General features: G+C 70.8%; 15 protein-coding genes. 11 read left to right on the top strand and 4 right to left on the bottom strand.

The window, feature by feature from the left end; genetic code table 11:
• Nucleotides 1-43: 43 nt before the first annotated feature.
• Nucleotides 44-1,327, bottom strand: a complete 1,284-nt coding sequence (locus tag QSK36_RS21425) for an ABC transporter substrate-binding protein (protein WP_183540426.1) — start codon at nucleotides 1,325-1,327, stop codon at nucleotides 44-46.
• A gap of 230 nt (nucleotides 1,328-1,557) precedes the next feature.
• On the opposite strand from QSK36_RS21425, the gene QSK36_RS21420 reads away from it, so the two are divergent.
• Nucleotides 1,558-3,462 (top strand): ABC transporter ATP-binding protein, encoded by a 1,905-nt coding sequence (locus QSK36_RS21420; protein WP_285783637.1) that lies wholly within the window; start codon nucleotides 1,558-1,560, stop codon nucleotides 3,460-3,462.
• 46 nt (nucleotides 3,463-3,508) lie between these two features.
• On the opposite strand, the gene QSK36_RS21415 is transcribed toward QSK36_RS21420, so the two are convergent.
• On the bottom strand, nucleotides 3,509-3,907 hold the full coding sequence (locus tag QSK36_RS21415; protein WP_240809433.1) for a MerR family transcriptional regulator: 399 nt from the start codon (nucleotides 3,905-3,907) through the stop codon (nucleotides 3,509-3,511).
• Between the two features lie 187 nt (nucleotides 3,908-4,094).
• Between QSK36_RS21415 and QSK36_RS21410 the strand changes: the two genes are divergently transcribed.
• From QSK36_RS21410 to QSK36_RS21390, 5 genes are all read left to right on the top strand, one after another.
• Nucleotides 4,095-5,792, top strand: coding sequence for a pentapeptide repeat-containing protein (locus QSK36_RS21410; RefSeq protein WP_285783636.1), 1,698 nt, complete (start codon nucleotides 4,095-4,097; stop codon nucleotides 5,790-5,792).
• A gap of 45 nt (nucleotides 5,793-5,837) precedes the next feature.
• Nucleotides 5,838-6,749, top strand: a complete 912-nt coding sequence (locus QSK36_RS21405) for an aldo/keto reductase (RefSeq protein ID WP_285783635.1) — start codon at nucleotides 5,838-5,840, stop codon at nucleotides 6,747-6,749.
• Between the two features lie 111 nt (nucleotides 6,750-6,860).
• The gene (locus QSK36_RS21400; protein WP_285783634.1) at nucleotides 6,861-7,451 is read left to right on the top strand and encodes a TetR/AcrR family transcriptional regulator; all 591 of its coding nucleotides are present in this window, start codon (nucleotides 6,861-6,863) and stop codon (nucleotides 7,449-7,451) included.
• On the top strand, nucleotides 7,448-8,203 hold the full coding sequence (locus tag QSK36_RS21395; protein ID WP_285783633.1) for an ABC transporter ATP-binding protein: 756 nt from the start codon (nucleotides 7,448-7,450) through the stop codon (nucleotides 8,201-8,203). The genes QSK36_RS21400 and QSK36_RS21395 overlap by 4 nt, the downstream gene beginning before the upstream one ends.
• The gene (locus QSK36_RS21390; protein ID WP_285783632.1) at nucleotides 8,188-9,915 is read left to right on the top strand and encodes a hypothetical protein; all 1,728 of its coding nucleotides are present in this window, start codon (nucleotides 8,188-8,190) and stop codon (nucleotides 9,913-9,915) included. Before QSK36_RS21395 ends, QSK36_RS21390 begins: the two co-directional genes overlap by 16 nt.
• Before the next feature lie 15 nt (nucleotides 9,916-9,930).
• Here the strand turns inward: QSK36_RS21390 and QSK36_RS21385 are convergent, their stop codons facing one another.
• Entirely contained in the window at nucleotides 9,931-10,521 is a 591-nt protein-coding gene (locus tag QSK36_RS21385) for a TetR/AcrR family transcriptional regulator (protein ID WP_183540438.1), read from the bottom strand.
• 124 nt (nucleotides 10,522-10,645) lie between these two features.
• Here QSK36_RS21385 and wrbA point away from each other — a divergent pair, with 124 nt between their 5' ends.
• The 5 genes from wrbA (at nucleotide 10,646) to QSK36_RS21360 (ending at nucleotide 15,267) form a co-directional block, all read left to right on the top strand.
• Nucleotides 10,646-11,254, top strand: a complete 609-nt coding sequence (wrbA, locus tag QSK36_RS21380) for an NAD(P)H:quinone oxidoreductase (protein WP_139580027.1) — start codon at nucleotides 10,646-10,648, stop codon at nucleotides 11,252-11,254.
• Nucleotides 11,255-11,271: 17 nt separating this feature from the next.
• Nucleotides 11,272-11,472 (top strand): YciI family protein, encoded by a 201-nt coding sequence (locus QSK36_RS21375; RefSeq protein ID WP_285783631.1) that lies wholly within the window; start codon nucleotides 11,272-11,274, stop codon nucleotides 11,470-11,472.
• A gap of 46 nt (nucleotides 11,473-11,518) precedes the next feature.
• Entirely contained in the window at nucleotides 11,519-12,178 is a 660-nt protein-coding gene (locus tag QSK36_RS21370; protein WP_183540441.1) for a response regulator transcription factor, read from the top strand.
• Nucleotides 12,179-12,331: 153 nt separating this feature from the next.
• On the top strand, nucleotides 12,332-13,642 hold the full coding sequence (locus QSK36_RS21365) for a sensor histidine kinase (protein ID WP_285783630.1): 1,311 nt from the start codon (nucleotides 12,332-12,334) through the stop codon (nucleotides 13,640-13,642).
• Nucleotides 13,643-13,734: 92 nt separating this feature from the next.
• Nucleotides 13,735-15,267, top strand: coding sequence for a S41 family peptidase (locus QSK36_RS21360; RefSeq protein WP_285783629.1), 1,533 nt, complete (start codon nucleotides 13,735-13,737; stop codon nucleotides 15,265-15,267).
• Nucleotides 15,268-15,379: 112 nt separating this feature from the next.
• Here the strand turns inward: QSK36_RS21360 and QSK36_RS21355 are convergent, their stop codons facing one another.
• Complete coding sequence (locus tag QSK36_RS21355) at nucleotides 15,380-16,024, bottom strand: TetR/AcrR family transcriptional regulator (RefSeq protein WP_183540447.1); 645 nt, start codon at nucleotides 16,022-16,024, stop codon at nucleotides 15,380-15,382.
• Between the last annotated feature and the right edge of the window lie 51 nt (nucleotides 16,025-16,075).

The following is a 16,075-nucleotide window of genomic DNA, read 5'->3' as shown; positions in this document are numbered from 1 at the left end:
TCGCCGTCGTCGGACAGGGCGTGGGCCGTACGAGGAGATCAGCTCACTGGCCGCTGTTCTTGGCCGCCGCGACCAGCGCCTGCTGGAACTTGGCGACGTCCTTGTCCTGCTGGAACAGGCCGACCGCGTCGGTGATCGCCTGACGCCACTGGTCGTTGGCGACCACGCCGTGCTGGATCGAGCCGGCCAGCTTGTCGCTCGACCACTGCTCCAGGTCCCAGGACAGATAGTCCTTGTAGAGGGACTGGTCGGCGTCCTTGCGGGCCGGAATCGAGCCCTTCAGCGGGTTGAACGCGTCCTGGCCCTCCTTGCTGGCGGCCACCTTCAGCCACGCGATCGCGCCGTCGCGGTTGGGCGCGCCCTTCGGCAGGGTGAAGCTGTCCGACAGCCACATGAAGGTGCCGTCCGTGCCCGGCGACGCGGCCCAGTCGAAGTCCTTGTGCGACTCCTTGCCGAGACCGCCCTCCGGCGGGTTGTGGAAGTAGCCGTAGGCCCAGTCGCCCATGATGTTGAAGGCCGCCTCGCCGTCGGCGACCTGCTTGGCCGCCGGCTGCCAGTCGTCCTGCGGGCTGCCCGCGTACGACAGGATGGTCTTGAAGTTCTCCAGCGCCTTGGTCACGTTCGCGTTGGACCAGTCGGCGTTGGCCGTCCACAGGGCGTTGTAGGCGTCGGTGCCGAGCGAGCCGAGCAGCACGGACTCGAGCAGGTGCACCAGGGTCCACTGCGAGCCGATCGACAGCGGGATCTTCCCGGACTTCTTGACCTTGTCGAGGTCGGTGATGAACTCCTCGACGGTCTTCGGCGCGCCGTCGATGCCGGCCTTCTTGAGGACCGAGGGGTTGAACCACAGGACGTTCGACCGGTGGATGTTCACCGGCACGGAGTACACCTGGCCCTGCACCGAGATCTGGTCGATGAGCTGCTGCGGGAAGACCTCCTTGAGCTTCAGCTCGTCGTACAGGAAGTTCAGCGACTCCAGCTTGCCGCTCTTGATGTAGCCCTGAAGCTCGGCGCCGGCGTGGCCCTGGAAGGTGTCCGGGGGCTGGTTGGCCTGCAGCTTGCTGGACAGCAGCGCGCGGGCCTGGTCGCCCGAGCCGCCCGCCACCGCGGCGTCGAAGAACTCGAAGTTCGGGTTCTGCTTGGCGAAGATCTCACGCATCGCCTTGAGGCCGTCGGCCTCACCGGGACCCGTCCACCACGAGAAGACCTCGACCTTCTTCGCGGCCTGACCGCCTCCGCTCTCCTGCTTGTCACCGCCACCACAGGCGGAAAGAGTGAGCAGACCTGCAACAGAGACCGCGACGGCCGCCATCCACCGTCGTCTCATCGCAACATTCCCTTCAGGCTTTTCACGAGGATTTCGGGCCCCCGAAGACACATATGGCTGACAACGTTGTCAGCAGGCCCAATCAACCCACTTCCACCGGCACGCCGTCAAGTTTGTGCCGATAACGTCTCTGCATACGGGGCCCTGGCTAGGTGTTAGGGGCGTGCGTCAAAGCCATCGCCGCGACCGGGGCCCGGGAAATTGTCGGCGCGGGCGCTCACACTGCAGGCATGACGGTCACACAACAGGGGGGACCTGATCATCTGTCGGAGGACGACCTGCCGGACATGGCGGACGTCGAGTCTCCGCAATGGGCGCGACACTACGGCACGATGGCGGGGCTGGGCTTCCTCACGGTCGCGCGGCGGCTGCCCCGGCTGATCCGGCAGGCGCTGGGCATCGCCTGGGAGGCGAGTCCCCGCGACACCGTGGCCACGGTCACGCTGAGCACACTCGGCGGCGTCTTCACCGCCTTCGGCCTGCTCGCCACGACGGGCGTGCTGACCGCGCTGTTCCAGGCGGGCCCGACTCCGGAGCGGATCCGGGCCGCGCTGCCCAGCCTGCTGCTCGTGGGCCTGGCCGCCACCGCGCGCACGGCCCTGCAGGCGGGGGCCGGTTGGGCCCAGTCCCGGCTCGAACCGCAGGTCAGCCGGATCACGGAAGAGCGCCTCTACACGCTGACCAGCCAGGTCGACCTCGTCTGCTTCGACGACCCCGAGTTCCACGACGCGCTGCAGCGGGCCCGCATGCGCGGCATGCAGATGGCCGAGATGGTCGTGAGCACGGCCATCGACACGCTGTCGGGCCTGGTCGGCATCGTGGCCGCGGCGGGCGTGCTGGGCGTGCTGCACCCCGTGCTGCTGCCCCTGCTCCTGCTCGCGGTCGTCCCCGACGCCTGGGCGGCCGTCCGGGCCGCCAGGATGCGCTACACGACCGCCCTGGTGCTCGTCCCCGCCAGACGGCGCAAGTGGATCATCGAGGAACTGCTGGCGGACAAGGACACCGCGGCCGAGGTCCGCACGTTCACCATGCGCGGCTTCCTGCTGCGGATGTTCGACGCGGTCGCCCGGGGCGAGCAGCGGGTCATGGTCGACCTCGCGCGACGGCAGACCGTCGCCCGCGTCCTCGGCGAGGCCCTGGGCGGTCTGGGGCAGGGCGCGGTCTACGTCGCCCTCGGCCTGCTGCTCGCGGCGGGCGCGGTGCCCCTCGCGGTGGCCGGCACCGCGGTGCTGGCCATCCGGTCCGGCCAGACCTCGCTCTCGAACTTCATGTACGCGACGAACCGGCTCTACGAGGAGGGCCTCTACTTCACCGACTTCCTGGACTTCATCGCGCACGCCGAGAGCCGCATCCCGCCCGCCCGCGAGGGGACGGCCCCCGACGACTTCGGCCACATCACGGTCGAGGAGGTCACCTTCTCCTATCCCGCCGCGCCGGCCCCCGCCCTGCGCGGGGTGTCGGTCCGCATCGAGCGCGGGGAGGTCGTGGCCCTCGTCGGCGAGAACGGGTCGGGCAAGACGACCCTCGCCAAGATCCTCGCCGGGCTGTACGAGCCGGACGGCGGCCGTGTCCGGTGGGACGACGTCGACCTGGCCGAGGTCGATCCGGACAGCCTGCGCCGCAGGATCGCGGTCATCGCCCAGGACCACACGCGGTGGCCGCTGACCGCCCGCCACAACATCACGATGGGCATGGAGAAGGGCGAGAGCGAGGTGGTCCGCGCCGCCGAGGTCGCCGGCGCCGACCAGGTCATCGCCGAACTCCCGTACGGCTACCGCACGCTGCTCGACCGCCGGTTCAAGAACGGCCAGGAGCTGTCGGGCGGGCAGTGGCAGCGCATCGCGGTGGCCCGCGGGTTCTATCGGGACGCACCCCTGCTCATCTGCGACGAGCCCACGGCCGCCCTCGACGCCAGGGCGGAGCACGCGTTGTTCGAGCGGATCCGGCGGCACGCCGACGGCCGGACCGTGCTGCTCATCACCCACCGCCTCGCCAGCGTCCGCTACGCCGACCGCATCTACGTGCTCGACCACGGCAAGGTCCGCGAGCACGGCACGCACGAGGAGCTCATCGCCCTCGACGGCCTCTACGCCGACCTCTACAACCTCCAGGCGGAGGCGTATCGCACGGCCTGACCCACGTGCCCGGCCTGCTCACGAGCGGGCCGGGCACGTGTACGTCTCAGGAGGCCTGCTCGCAGCCGGGGAGCATGTCGCGCATGGTGAGCACGTCCTTGTAGTACTGGATCTTCCGCTGGATCCCGCTCTGCTTCTGGCGCAGGTCGGCGATCTGGGCCTCGACCTTCCGGTCGTGCTCCGCCAGCAGCGCGATCCTGTCCTCGATGGTGTGCTCGCCCTGCCGTACGAGCTGGGCGAAGCGCAGCATCTCCGCGATCGGCATACCGGTGTCGCGCAGGCAGCGGATCATGCCGAGCCAGCTCACGTCGTCCTCGCTGAACCGCCGCTGGCCCGCCGCGTTACGGTCGACCGGCTCCAGCAGCCCGATCCGTTCGTAGTACCGAAGAGTGTCGAGGCTGAACCCGGTCTCCTCGACGACCTGTCCAGGTGTGTACACGCCCACGTCATTGATCCTGTCACATCGCATCTCGTCCACATGAAGGCTTTCGCGTACAGGTGGGTCGTTTCTGTAGGTGTTTCGCAAGTGGATCGCAACTCGCGGATTTATAACGGGTCGTGTCACATACGATCCGGTGCCCGCGTCTCCCCAGGGAGCGTCCGGGCGGCGTCCCCGATGGAGCCAGTGAGAAATGCCCGGCAACCCCCGCTCGATCGCCGGTTTGGTGACCCTTTCCGCCGCGGTTCTGCTGTCGATTCCGATGACCCCGGCCGCCGCGGCGACGCCCGGCGACCACCTCCCCTGCCGTCCCCGCAGCGGCCCTCATCTCGCCGGCAGGGACCTCACCCGCATGACGCTGCCCGCCGACCTGTCCTGCGCGGACCTCAGGGGCGCCAAACTGGACGGCCTGACCGTGCGGAGCGTGCTCGTCGGGGCCGATCTGACCGGGGCCTCGCTCAAGGGGGCCCACCTCGGGTACGCCCAGATGTCCGGGGCCAGGCTGCGCGAGGCCGACCTGTCCGAGGCCGAGCTGTACTACGCCGACCTGCGCGGCAGCGACCTGCGCGAGGCGACTATGGACGACTCCTCGCCCTACTACGCGCACTTCGAGGGGGCCGACCTGAGCGGGGCCACGATGGCGCGGGCCAAGACGTACGACGCGCAGTTCGACGACGCGAAGCTTGTCGGCGTCGATCTGACCGACGCCGCCGCCTACGGCGCGGACATGCGCCGGGCCGACCTCAGACGGATCAAGGCGGCGAAGGCCAGGCTCTACGGCGCCACCTTCATCAGGACCGTCCTGCGGCAGGCGGATCTCAGCGGCGCACAGCTGTACGAGTCGGTGATGACCGGCGCGGACTTCAGGGGGGCCGACCTCACCGGGGCCGACCTGCGGGATGTCAGGGACGCCCGGCTGGCCGGGAGCAGGGGTGTGCCCAGGTTCCTGCCGGCGCCGGACCCGTCGTGCGAGCCCGGCAGCGGTCAGGACTACCGGGGCTGGGACCTCACCGCGGTCACGGACTTCCCCGACGATCTGAGCTGCGCCGACCTGACCGGAGCCAAGCTGGACGGCGTCGACCTGACGGGGGTCAAGCTGAACCGGGCGATCCTCCGTGACGTCTCCGCCGTCGGGGCGAGCCTCCGCTCCGCCAAGGGCGCCGACCTGCGGGGCGCACGGCTTCGGCGCGCCAAGCTCGGCAGCGCCGATCTCGTGGGAGCCGACCTGTCGCGGGCCGATCTGTCGGACGCGGCGCTCGGCAGCGCCAGTCTGACGCAGGCCAAGCTGGTCGGCGCCGACCTCCGTGACGCGGAGCTGATCAGCGTCACGGCCGACCAGGCCGACTTCACCGGCGCCAGGATGGACCGGGCGTACCTCCACAGCGGCAAGTACCGCGACGCGGTCTTCCGCAAGGCCACCCTGACCGACGCCGACCTCAGCGACGCCGAACTGCGGGGCGCCACCTTCGAAGGCGCCGAGGTCACCGGGCTGAAGCAGGACTTCGCCGAGGACATCGACCTGTCGGGGTCCTCCAGCCGCATGTCCGTCGGCTGGCTGGTCTTCTTCGGCATCGCCGGCCTGCTCGGTCTCTGGATCGTCGTCGGGCTGACCACGGCAAGGGTGCGGCGGAGGAGAGCCGCCAGGGAGCAGGCCGCCGAGAGAGCGGTCCGGTTCGAGGACGCCAGACGCGTGCAGGAGGAGAACGTGACCCGGTTGGGCGAGGAGATCGACGGCCTGACGGACCGGACCGGCGAAGTGGACTGGAACGCGGTCCTGGACGCCTACGACGCGGCGAAGGAGGCGCTGGCGAGAGCCCACGACATGAGCGACCTGACGGACGTCGAGACCATCGTGGCGCGCGGCCGCAAGGCCCTCACCCGCCGCCGGTGAAAGCCGCTTGTGCTGGAGTGCGCTCCAGGCGGCAAGGTGGTCGGCATGAGAATCGCTCTGGGGACGATCCCCTTCGGGACCACCGTGGACGAGGCGACCTCCTTCGCCATCCTCGACCGCTTCGTCGAAGGCGGCGGAACGATCCTCGACACGGCCAACAACTATCCGTTCTGGCTCGAGGGCGCGACCGGGGACGAGAGCGAGGCCACCATCGGCCGATGGCTCGCCTCCCGGCGCAACCGGGACCAGGTGGTGATCAGCACCAAGTGCGGCGCCCGCCCGTCCGCGCCCGGCGCCCGTACGCTCGACGCCGCCGAGGGCCTGTCCGCCGGTGTGGTCCGGGCCGCGATCGAGGGCAGCCTGCGGCGGCTCGGCACCGATCACGTGGACGTGTACTGGGCCCACATCGACGACAGGTCCACGCCGCTGGAGGAGACGGTCGCCGTCTTCGACGAACTGGTGCTCGCCGGCAAGGCCAAGGAGGTGGGCGCGAGCAACCACGCGGTGTGGCGGCTGGAGCGGGCCCGCTCACTGGCGGCGGCCCGTGGCGGCACCCGGTATGGCCACGTGCAGCTGCGCCACTCCTACCTCCGCCCCCGGCCCGGCGTACGGCTGCCCGAGGGCGGGCACACCCTGGTCACCGAGGAGGTGCTCGACTACGTGCGCTCCGAGGGCGACCTGACGCTGTGGGTCTACACCTCGCTGCTCGCGGGTGCGTACGCCGGCAAGCCGCTGCCCGAGCACTACGACCACCCGGGCACCACCAGGCGGCTGGCGGTGCTGGACGAGGTGGCCGGCGAGCTCGGCGTGACGCGCAACCAGGTCGTGCTCGCCTGGCTGCGGGCGCAGGACATCCTCCCGATCGTCGGCGTCAGCTCGGTCGCCCAGCTCGATGAGCTGCTCGTCGACGTCAAGCTCGACGACGAGCAGGTCGCCCGTCTCGACGCCCCCGCCTGACGCCGGGTCTCGTGTGCGCCTGCGGCGGGGAGCCGAAGCCGGCCCCGCCGCAGGCGCCCTTCTGTCTGTAGATCTTGTGGAGCTTTTGAATGAGCGTTTAGGATCCTGAACGTGGCATCAGGAGAGCGGACGTTCACCGAGGACGCCCGGAGGGCGCAGATCATCGACTGCACCATCAGGGCCCTCGCGACGCTCGGCTACCGGCAGGCGTCGATGGCGAAGATCGCCGAACTCGCGAAGATTACTCCTGGGCTCATCTCGTACCACTTCGGCGGCAAGGACGAACTGATCGACGCTGTCGTCGCCCACGTGGTGAAGCTCGCCACCGACCTGATGGTGCCGCGCATCCTGGCGCAGACGACCGCCGCCGACGCGCTGCGCGTGTATTTCGAGACGAACCTCGAGTTCATGCGCCTGCACCGCGAACCCCTGCTGGCGCTCGTCGAGATCGTCACCCACGACCGCGACGGCCCGTACGCCAAGCAACAGGAAACCGCGCTCACCGACATCGAGAAGGTGCTGGCCTGGGGACAGCACACCGGTGAGTTCCGGGACTTCCCGTTACGGCCGATGGCGATCGCCATTCGCGGCGCCGTCGACGCCGTTCCAGGTCACCTGCTGAACGACCCCGACCTCGACCTCCGCGCCCTGGCCGCCGAGCTGTCCACCGTCTTTTCTCTCGCCACGAGGAGAACCTCATGACCCCGGCGCTGGAGATCAGCCGGCTGACCAAGCGATTCGGCGGCAAACTCGCCGTGGACGCCATCGACCTCAGCGTCCCCCCGGGCTCCTTCTTCGGACTCGTCGGCCAGAACGGCGCCGGCAAGACCACCACCCTGTCCATGGCCGTCGGCCTGCTGCGACCCGACGAGGGCAGCGCCACGATCTTCGGCGAGGACGTCTGGTCCGCCCCGGAGCGGGCCAAGGCCGTGGTCGGGGTGCTGCCCGACGGGCTGGCCATGCCCGAGCGGCTGACGGGGCGCGAGGTGCTCACCTACCTGGGCCTGCTGCGGGGCCTGGACAAGGAGGTGGTGGCGCGACGGGCCGAGGACCTGCTGGCCGTGCTGGAGCTGGACGGCGCGGAAAAGACGCTGGTCATCGAGTACTCGACCGGCATGCGCAAGAAAATCGGGCTGGCCACCGCGCTGCTGCACGCGCCGCGGCTGCTGGTGCTGGACGAACCGTTCGAAGCGGTCGATCCGGTGTCCGCTGCCACGATCAAGACGATCCTGCGCGGCTTCGTCGCGGGCGGCGGCTCGATCGTGCTGTCCAGCCACGTCATGGCTCTGGTCGAGCAGTTGTGCGACCACGTCGCGGTGATCGACAGGGGCACGGTGGCCGCGGCCGGCACGCTGGACGAGGTGCGCGGCGCACGCTCGCTGGAGGAGACCTTCGTCGAACTCGTCGGCGAGCGGGACAGCGGAGTCAAGGAGCTGTCGTGGCTGTCGCGCTGACCATGGCCCGGATGAAGGTCGCGATGCTGCGCCACGCCTTCCATGGCACGCGGGCGCAGACCGCGGGAACGGGCGCGGCGCTCGGCGCGCTGCTCGCGGCGGGAACGGTCTATCTGGCCTTCACCGATCCGGACCTGCCGGCTGCCGGATACGCGGTCTGGCTGCTGGGCTGGATACTCGGCCCGATCTTCATGGGCGGCGGCGACGAGACGCTGCGTCCGGAGTACTTCTCGCTGCTCGGCCTGCCCCCGCGCCGGCTGGCGGCCGGACTGCTGGTCTCGGCCTTCGTCGGCGTGGCGCCGCTGGTGAGCCTGACCGCCCTGCTCGGGCTGCTGGTCGCGGGGGTCCGGCTCGGCGTCGCCAACGCCCTGGTGGCCGTGCCGGCGATGGTGCTGCAGCTGGCCGTTTTCGTGCTGCTGTCGAAGGTCTCCGTGGCGTTGGTCGGGCTGGCGCTGCGCACCCGGCCGGGTGCGATCGCCTCGGGCGTGCTCAACGGCGCGATACTGGCGGCGCTCGGCCAGATCTGGGTCTTCTTCGTGGTCTTCGGCCAGACCGGCGTGCCCGCCGCGGTCTGGTACCTGCCCTCCGGGTGGGGGCTGCTGGCCGTCCGGGGCGAGTGGTGGGCGCTTGGAGCGCTGGCCCTCCTGGTGCTGCTGCTCCTGGGCGCGTGGGCCGCGCTGCTCAGCAGGCGTGCGGGCGCCGCGCGGCCCTCCACGCGGGGCAGGCGCCCGATGCGGGCGGCGACCGCCAACGGCGCGATCGTCGCCAAGGAGCTGCGCACCTGGTCGCGCGACCTGGTGCGCAACCACCAGCTGACCTTCGCGTTGTCGTACGGCGTCTGCTTCGCGGCCAGCCCGGTGATCCTCGGTTGGGACGGCATGCTGCCGTACGCGGGTCCGATCTTCATCGTGATGGCCGCGGCCATGACCGCCAACCTGTACGGCACCGACGGCACCGCACTGTGGCTGACGCTGCTGACGCCGAGCGCGAGCGACGTGCGCGGCAGACAGCTGGCCTGGCTGTCCGCACACGCGCCGGTGGCGATCGTGCTGACCGTGGCGTTCACCGCGGTCACCGGTGGACCGTGGCCCCTGATCCTGGCATTGCTGCCCGCCCTTCTGGGTGGCGCGGCCGGGCTGGTGCCGCTGGTCTCGGTGTACGGGCTGGTGCCCGGCACCGACCCGCATCGCCGCGCGGGTAACCCGCTGCGTACCAGTGAGGACGACGGCGGCCTGACCGGGCTGGCCTATCTGATGCTCGCGCTGGTGCTGCTCACGGGCGCACCCGCGGCGCTGGCGGCGCTCCGGTACGGCTGGGCCGGCGTGGCCGTCGGCGTCGTGACCGGCGTGCTGTGTTACTGGGGCTTCGGCCTGCTCACCGAGCGGCGGCTGCGGTCGCACGGCCCGGAACTGCTGGACGTGATGCGGACCGGCCGCAAGCCGCAGACGACGGTGAAGTCCCGCTTCGAGCAGCTGTCCAAGACGCAGAAGACGATCGCCTGGTGGTGCTTCGGCTTCGGCGCCATCCCGCTGGTCCCCCAGGGCATCGTCGCCGCCGTCTTCGTGGCCGACGGCATGCTGCGCCACAGCTGGTTCCTGGCCACATACATGCCGCCCGGGCTGCGCTACCCCGTCGCCGCCGCCTTCGCCGCGCTCGGGCTGGCGATGTACGGCACGGGCGTCTGGGTCGTCACGCCGCGGTCATCTCGGTGAGGCGGGCGGCCATCGCTAGAACCCGAGCAGGCTGTCGACGCCGGCCTTGATCTGGTCCCCGGTCAGACCACGTTCGACAGTGAGGTGCTCGAACAGGCTCGGCACGAACGGCGCGAGCAGCAAGTGGGCCAGGACCGTGGGGTCCGATTCGGGCCTCATCTCGCGCAGCAGCACGGACACATGCGTATGCATGGTGAGGTAGGCGCCGCTCTGGTAGCGCGCTCCCGGTGAGGCGGCCTCCGCCGCCCGCATGATTTCGCCCTGCTCGATGATCCGGTCGGCGACCGTGTGGAGGAAGGCACGCAGCCGTTCGGCAGGCGGAGCGCCGGGGCCAAGGGGCGGCGGACCGGTCATGAAGGCTTCCTGGAAGCGCTGCTCGCCGTCGTCGAGCACCGCGAACAGAAGGCGGCTCACGTCACCGAACCGGCGGTAGACGGTGCCGACGCCCATGCCCGCGGCGTGCGCCACGGCGTTCATGGTGACGGCTTCCGGGCCCTGCTCCGCGATCAGGCGAGCGGTAACGTCGAGGATCTTCCGCCGGTTCCGGGCGGCGTCCGCGCGCTCCGGCAGGGCCTGTCCGGCGACGGGAAGCTCGGTGCGGGGCATGGTCCCGAGGCTACCGGACCGGAGATCCAATCTCCTTGCTTGCGAACCGGATTGTTATCCGATTTACTGCCATCGAACCGGATAACTATCCGGTTGATCGTCGTCATTCGGAGGAGACGTCATCATGAGTGCCAAGATCGCGGTCATCTACTACTCGGCCACCGGCAACGTCCACCAGCTCGCCAAGGCGGTCGCCGAGGGCGCGGAGAAGGCCGGCGCCGAGGTCCGGCTGCGCCGGGTCCCCGAACTGGCACCGGACTCCGCCATCGACGCCAACCCGGCCTGGCGCGAACACGTCGAGGCCGCCAAGGACGTCGAGGTCGCCACGCTGGACGATTTGATCTGGGCGGACGCCTACGCCTTCGGCTCGCCGACCCGTTTCGGCAACATCGCCTCACAGCTCAAGCAGTTCATCGACACCACGGGCGGCATCTGGCAGCAGGGCGTCATGGCCAACAAGCCCGCCACCGGTTTCGCCAGCGCTCACAACGCCAACGGCGGCAACGAGTCGACGATCCTCGCCCTCTACAACACCTTCCACCACTGGGGTTCGATCATCGTCTCGCCCGGTTACACCGACCCGGTGGTGTACCCCGCGGGCGGCAACCCGTACGGCACCGCCCACCGGGGCGGCGCGGGCACCCCGTCCGAGGAGACCCTCGCAGCCGCCCGCTACCAGGGCGAACGCCTGGCGGACATCACGACCCGCCTCCTGGCCGGCCGGGCTGCTTGAATGACGGCATACTGCACGTGCTGATCGTCACCTACACGGGCTCCGAGGAAGAGGCCGCTCCCTTCGTCCGCGATCACGTCGGCTATCTCGAACGGCACCACGCGGACGGCCTCTTCCTGGTCTCGGGGCAGACGGTGCCGTCGTCACAGGGCGGTGCCATCGTGGCGTGCGGCGTGGACCGCGAGGTTCGCCCGCCCGCGCTGGAGCCGGCCCGGTGAGGCTGCGGGACACTGAGACGACGACAGGAGAGGGGGTGCCACTGGGATGCGCGTGCTCATCGTCGAGGACGACGAGGAGATGGCACAGGTCGTCGCGGTGGGCCTGCGCCGCGCGCAGATGGCCGTCGACGTGGCGTTCGACGGTACGGAGGCGCTGGAACGGCTGGGCTCCGGCGGCGAGGCGTACGACGTGGTCGTCCTGGACCGGGACCTGCCCGGGACGCACGGCGACGAGGTCTGCGCGGCGCTGATCGCCGCCGGATGCCGCAGCCGCATACTGATGCTCACCGCCGCGGGCACGGCCGACGACATCGTGGACGGGCTGGGCCTGGGCGCCGACGACTATCTCCCCAAGCCGTTCGACTTCCCCGTCCTCGTCGCCCGGATCGCCGCCCTGGCCCGCCGCGCGCACCCCGCCGTACCGCCGGTGTTCCGCCACGGCGACCTCCTGGTCGACAGCGCCCGGCGCACCGCCGTACGGGCCGGCCGGCCGCTGGCCCTCACTCCCAAGGAATTCGGCGTCCTCGAACTGCTCCTCGCCGCCGGGGGCCGTGCCGTCTCCGCCGAGGAACTGCTCGAACGGGTCTGGGACGAGGCCGCCGACCCCTTCACCAGCGCCGTGAAGATCACCGTCAGCCGTCTGCGGGCCAAGCTCGGGGCGCCGCCGGTCATCGAGACGGTGGCCAGGAGCGGTTACCGGATCTGAGAGATTGTGCGGGCGAAGCGGCCGGGCCCGTTCGAGCGGTCGCGTCCGGCGGTCTCCCGCACGGTCCTCCCGGGCCTGCCCGCGGTCGCCTACGCCGGCGGGCCGTCCGACCGAGCAGAGCGCAGGATCCAGCCGAAAGGTCGCCACGTTCACATGCCCGTCCACGGCCCCGCCGCCGCCCGCGACATCATGCCCGCTGCTCTGCGCCGGCTCACCGGCCTGATCGTGCGCGCGAGCCTGCCCCGCCGCACCGTACGGCTGCGGCTGACCGCCTTGTACGGAGGGCTGTTCCTGGTGTCCGGCGCCGCGCTGCTCGCGGTCACCTACGGTCTGGTGGTCGGCGCCGTCGACCGTCCGCCCGCCGTCGTGAAGCTGGCGGTGACGGTTGCCAGCCCCAACTCGAGCACGCCGGCGGGCCAGGCACCCGGAAACTGGGGGCCACCGCACGGCGACGGCGAAGCGACGGACGCCGTGATGGCGGCCGTGCAGAGGGACGTGCAACAGACCGTGGCGCACCAGAAGTCCGCCATGCTGCACACCCTGCTGGTCCAGTCGGGGATCGCCCTGGGCCTGATGTCATTGGCGTCCGTGCTGCTGGGCTGGGTCGTGGCCGGCCGTGTCCTGCGCCCGCTGCGGACCATCACCTCCAGTGCACGGGACATCTCGGCGACCAGCCTGCACCGGCGGCTCGCCCTGGCCGGCCCGCGGGACGAACTGCGGGAGCTGAGCGACACGTTCGACGCGCTGCTGGCCCGGCTCGAAGGTTCCTTCCGGGCGCAGCGGCAGTTCGTCGCCAACGCCTCCCATGAGCTGCGTACGCCGCTGGCCCGCCAGCGCGTGCTGGGCCAGGTCGCCCTGGCCGACCCGGAACCGACCCTCGAGTCCCTGCGTACGGCCCACGAACGGATACTCGCTGCCGGACAGCAACAGGAACGGCTCATCGAAGCGCTGCTCACCCTGGCCCGCGGTCACACGGGCCTCGACGAGCGCCACCCCTTCGACCTGGCCCGGCTCGTCGGGGAAGCCGTGGCCGCGCGGGCAACCGCGGCGCACGAGCGGCAGGTGACCCTGCGCCCCTCGACCGGCGCGGCCGTCTCCTCGGGCCACCGGGCGCTCGCCGAACGGCTGGTAGCCAATCTGCTGGACAACGCGATCCGCTACAACGTGCCCGGCGGGGAGGTGGACGTCACCACCGGTACTCAGGCCGGACGCGCCGTCCTCACGGTCGCCAACACCGGCCCCGTCGTGCCCGCGGACGCCGTCGAGCGGATCCTCCTGCCCTTCCAGCGCCTCGGCCCGGCCCGTACCGGCCGCCGCGGGTCGTCGCAGGGGTTCGGCCTGGGCCTGTCCATCGTCTCGGCCATCGCATCCGCCCACGACGCCGGCCTCACCGTCGTTCCACGACCCGAGGGCGGCCTGGTCGTCACGGTCGGCTTTCCCGTAGCGGCGACGCAACCGCCGTGAAACCGCCCGTCGCGTAGAACGTCCGTCATCGCCGCCGCACCGACCGCGGCGACGTCCACGGCACGATCGACGCTAGTTCAGGAGCACTCCGCATGAACAACACACCGGCGGAACCCTCGTCCGCCGAAGCCCCATCGGCCGGCCGCAGGCCCGGCAACCGCCGGATCGGGCTGTCCCGGCAGCGGCGCGCGCTGGCCGCGACCGGAATCGCCGTAGTCGCCGGCAGCGTTCTCGTCACCGGCCTGACCGCGTCCGCCAGCCCGTCGACGGCCGCGCAGCACGCCGACAGGCGAGCGGCCTGCATACCGTACGACCCGACCAAACCCCAGCCGCCCGCGCAGAACCCGGCCCCGACCTCCGTCAGCACGGTGGAGCAGGTGTACCACTGCGTCTTCGGCAACTACTACGGCGGTGCCCGGCTCGACGACCGCCCGCTGCTTCAATACGCCTTCCAGGCCGTCGTCCGGGAACTGCGCAAGCGCGGTGTCGACCGGCCGGGCGCCGTACTGCCGGCGCTGACGGGCGACCGCGACAAGGACTGGCAGCTCTTCAGCCGGCGGCTCCAGGAGGTGCTGGACGCGGTGCCGGACGACCAGGGGCTGCGCTCCTCGCTCGCCGGAGCCGCGATCCAGGGGATGTTCGCCGCCCTGCACGACAACCACGCCGGTTACTCCCCCGGCGGCCCGGGTGCCCCGCAGGGCGCCCACCCGTGGGGCCTGGGCATCGGCCTGAACAGGCTCCTCCCTCCGGCCGAGACCGCCCCGGACTTCACCGGGCCGCTCTTCCTCACCACGGTCGGCACCGGCACCCCCGCCGCCAAGGCCAAGCTCAGGCCCGGAGACGTCATCGAGACGGTGAACGGCGTCCCGGTCTTCACCAACGGCCTGCTCAACCCGGGAGTCGTGGACTCGCTCCATCCGGCGTACCCCCGGCGCACCCCGGTGACCCTCACCGTACGACGGCCCGCCACCGGCCGAACCCTGCACGTGCGCGTCACCCCCGGACCGCTGCCCGCGCAACCTCAGCCGCACGTGACCGCCACCCTGGTGGCCGGCAGCATCGCCGACATCCGCTTCGACGCCTTCTACCCGGGCGTCGCCCAGGAAGCCCTCAAGGCGATCGCCGGCCTCCAGGCGACCACCAAGCTCACCGGCATCATCTTCGACCTACGCGGCAACCACGGCGGAGTCGGGGAAGAGGGCAACACACTGATGGGCGCGTTCGTCCACGGCGCCGCAGCCGTCTCCTTCTGCGACGCCGACGGCACCTGCGACCCCCAGCCCGTCAACGACAACACCCCGTTGCTGCACCTGCCCATGGTCACCCTCACCGACGACGGCTGCGCCTCCGCGTGTGAGATGTTCGCGACGGGCGTCAAGGACCTTCGCCTGGGCACCCTCGTGGGCACCCGCACGGCGGGAGTCAACTCCGGTCCCGCCCACCTGTACGCGCTCAACGACAACACCCTGATCCGACTGCCGTCGCAGCACGTCATCGGCGCGAACGGCGAGATCATCGACGGCGTCGGTGTCCCACCGGACTACTACGCGCCGCTGACCGCGGCGGACGCGTCCACCGGCAAGGACCCGGCCCTCGACAAGGCGAAGGCGATCCTCCGGTCCTAGCCGACGCGACTGCGGCATGCCCGACAGGCGAGGAGTCGATGGGGCGTCCAAGGCGCACAGCCTTCGCCGCTTCGGCTCCGGCCCCAAGTCCTTCAGCCAGTCTCCATGGGGCCTAGTGAAGGTGGTCAGAAAGGTAGCGGCGGACGAGGCGTTTGCATTCGGCGATGAGGTCGGGGTCGCCGTCGGGGTGGGCGCGGAAGGCCAGTTTGAGCACGGCGTCGGCGGCCTCCACGGCGACGACGAAGGCGCGGGACAGGCCGTCGCCGGGGGCCACGCCGAGCAGGTCCACGATGAGGGAGCGCAGGCGGTCGGCGACGACCACGTTGTTCTCCAGCGCCTCGTCGAGCATCCGCTGGGTGCCGGGCAGGGCGGGGCCGCCGGGAGCGGCGAGCACCTCGCCGAAGTCCACCACGCCGAAGCCGGGCGTGGTCCGCTTCATGCGCACGAACTCGTCGACGACCAGGTCCACGACGCCGGTCCAGTCGGACAGCGGCGCGGCGGCCAGCCGGGACGCGATCCGGTCCAGGTACGCCTCCAGGTTCCGCAGCGCGAGCGCGCGGACCAGGCTCTGCTTGTCGGTAAAGAACTGATAGAAGGTCCCGATCGGCACCTCGGCCCGGCGGGCGACCTCCTTGGTGGTCAGGGCGGCGTACCCCACCTCGTCGAGCAGCAGGGCGCACTCGTCCAGCATGCGCTCGACCCGCTCCTGACTGCGGCGCTGTGCTGGCCGTCGGCGCAACGCTCCCCCTGTTGTCATTCCGCCATTCTCTCCCGCTTTTCGGACAACCGAGCTAACATGAGTTCTCCT

It is taken from the genome of Microbispora sp. NBRC 16548, assembly GCF_030268985.1.
GTDB classification, from domain to species: Bacteria; Actinomycetota; Actinomycetes; order Streptosporangiales; family Streptosporangiaceae; genus Microbispora; species Microbispora catharanthi.
Note: the sequence above shows the minus strand (reverse complement) of the source record. Positions and strands in the feature narration are given on the sequence as shown.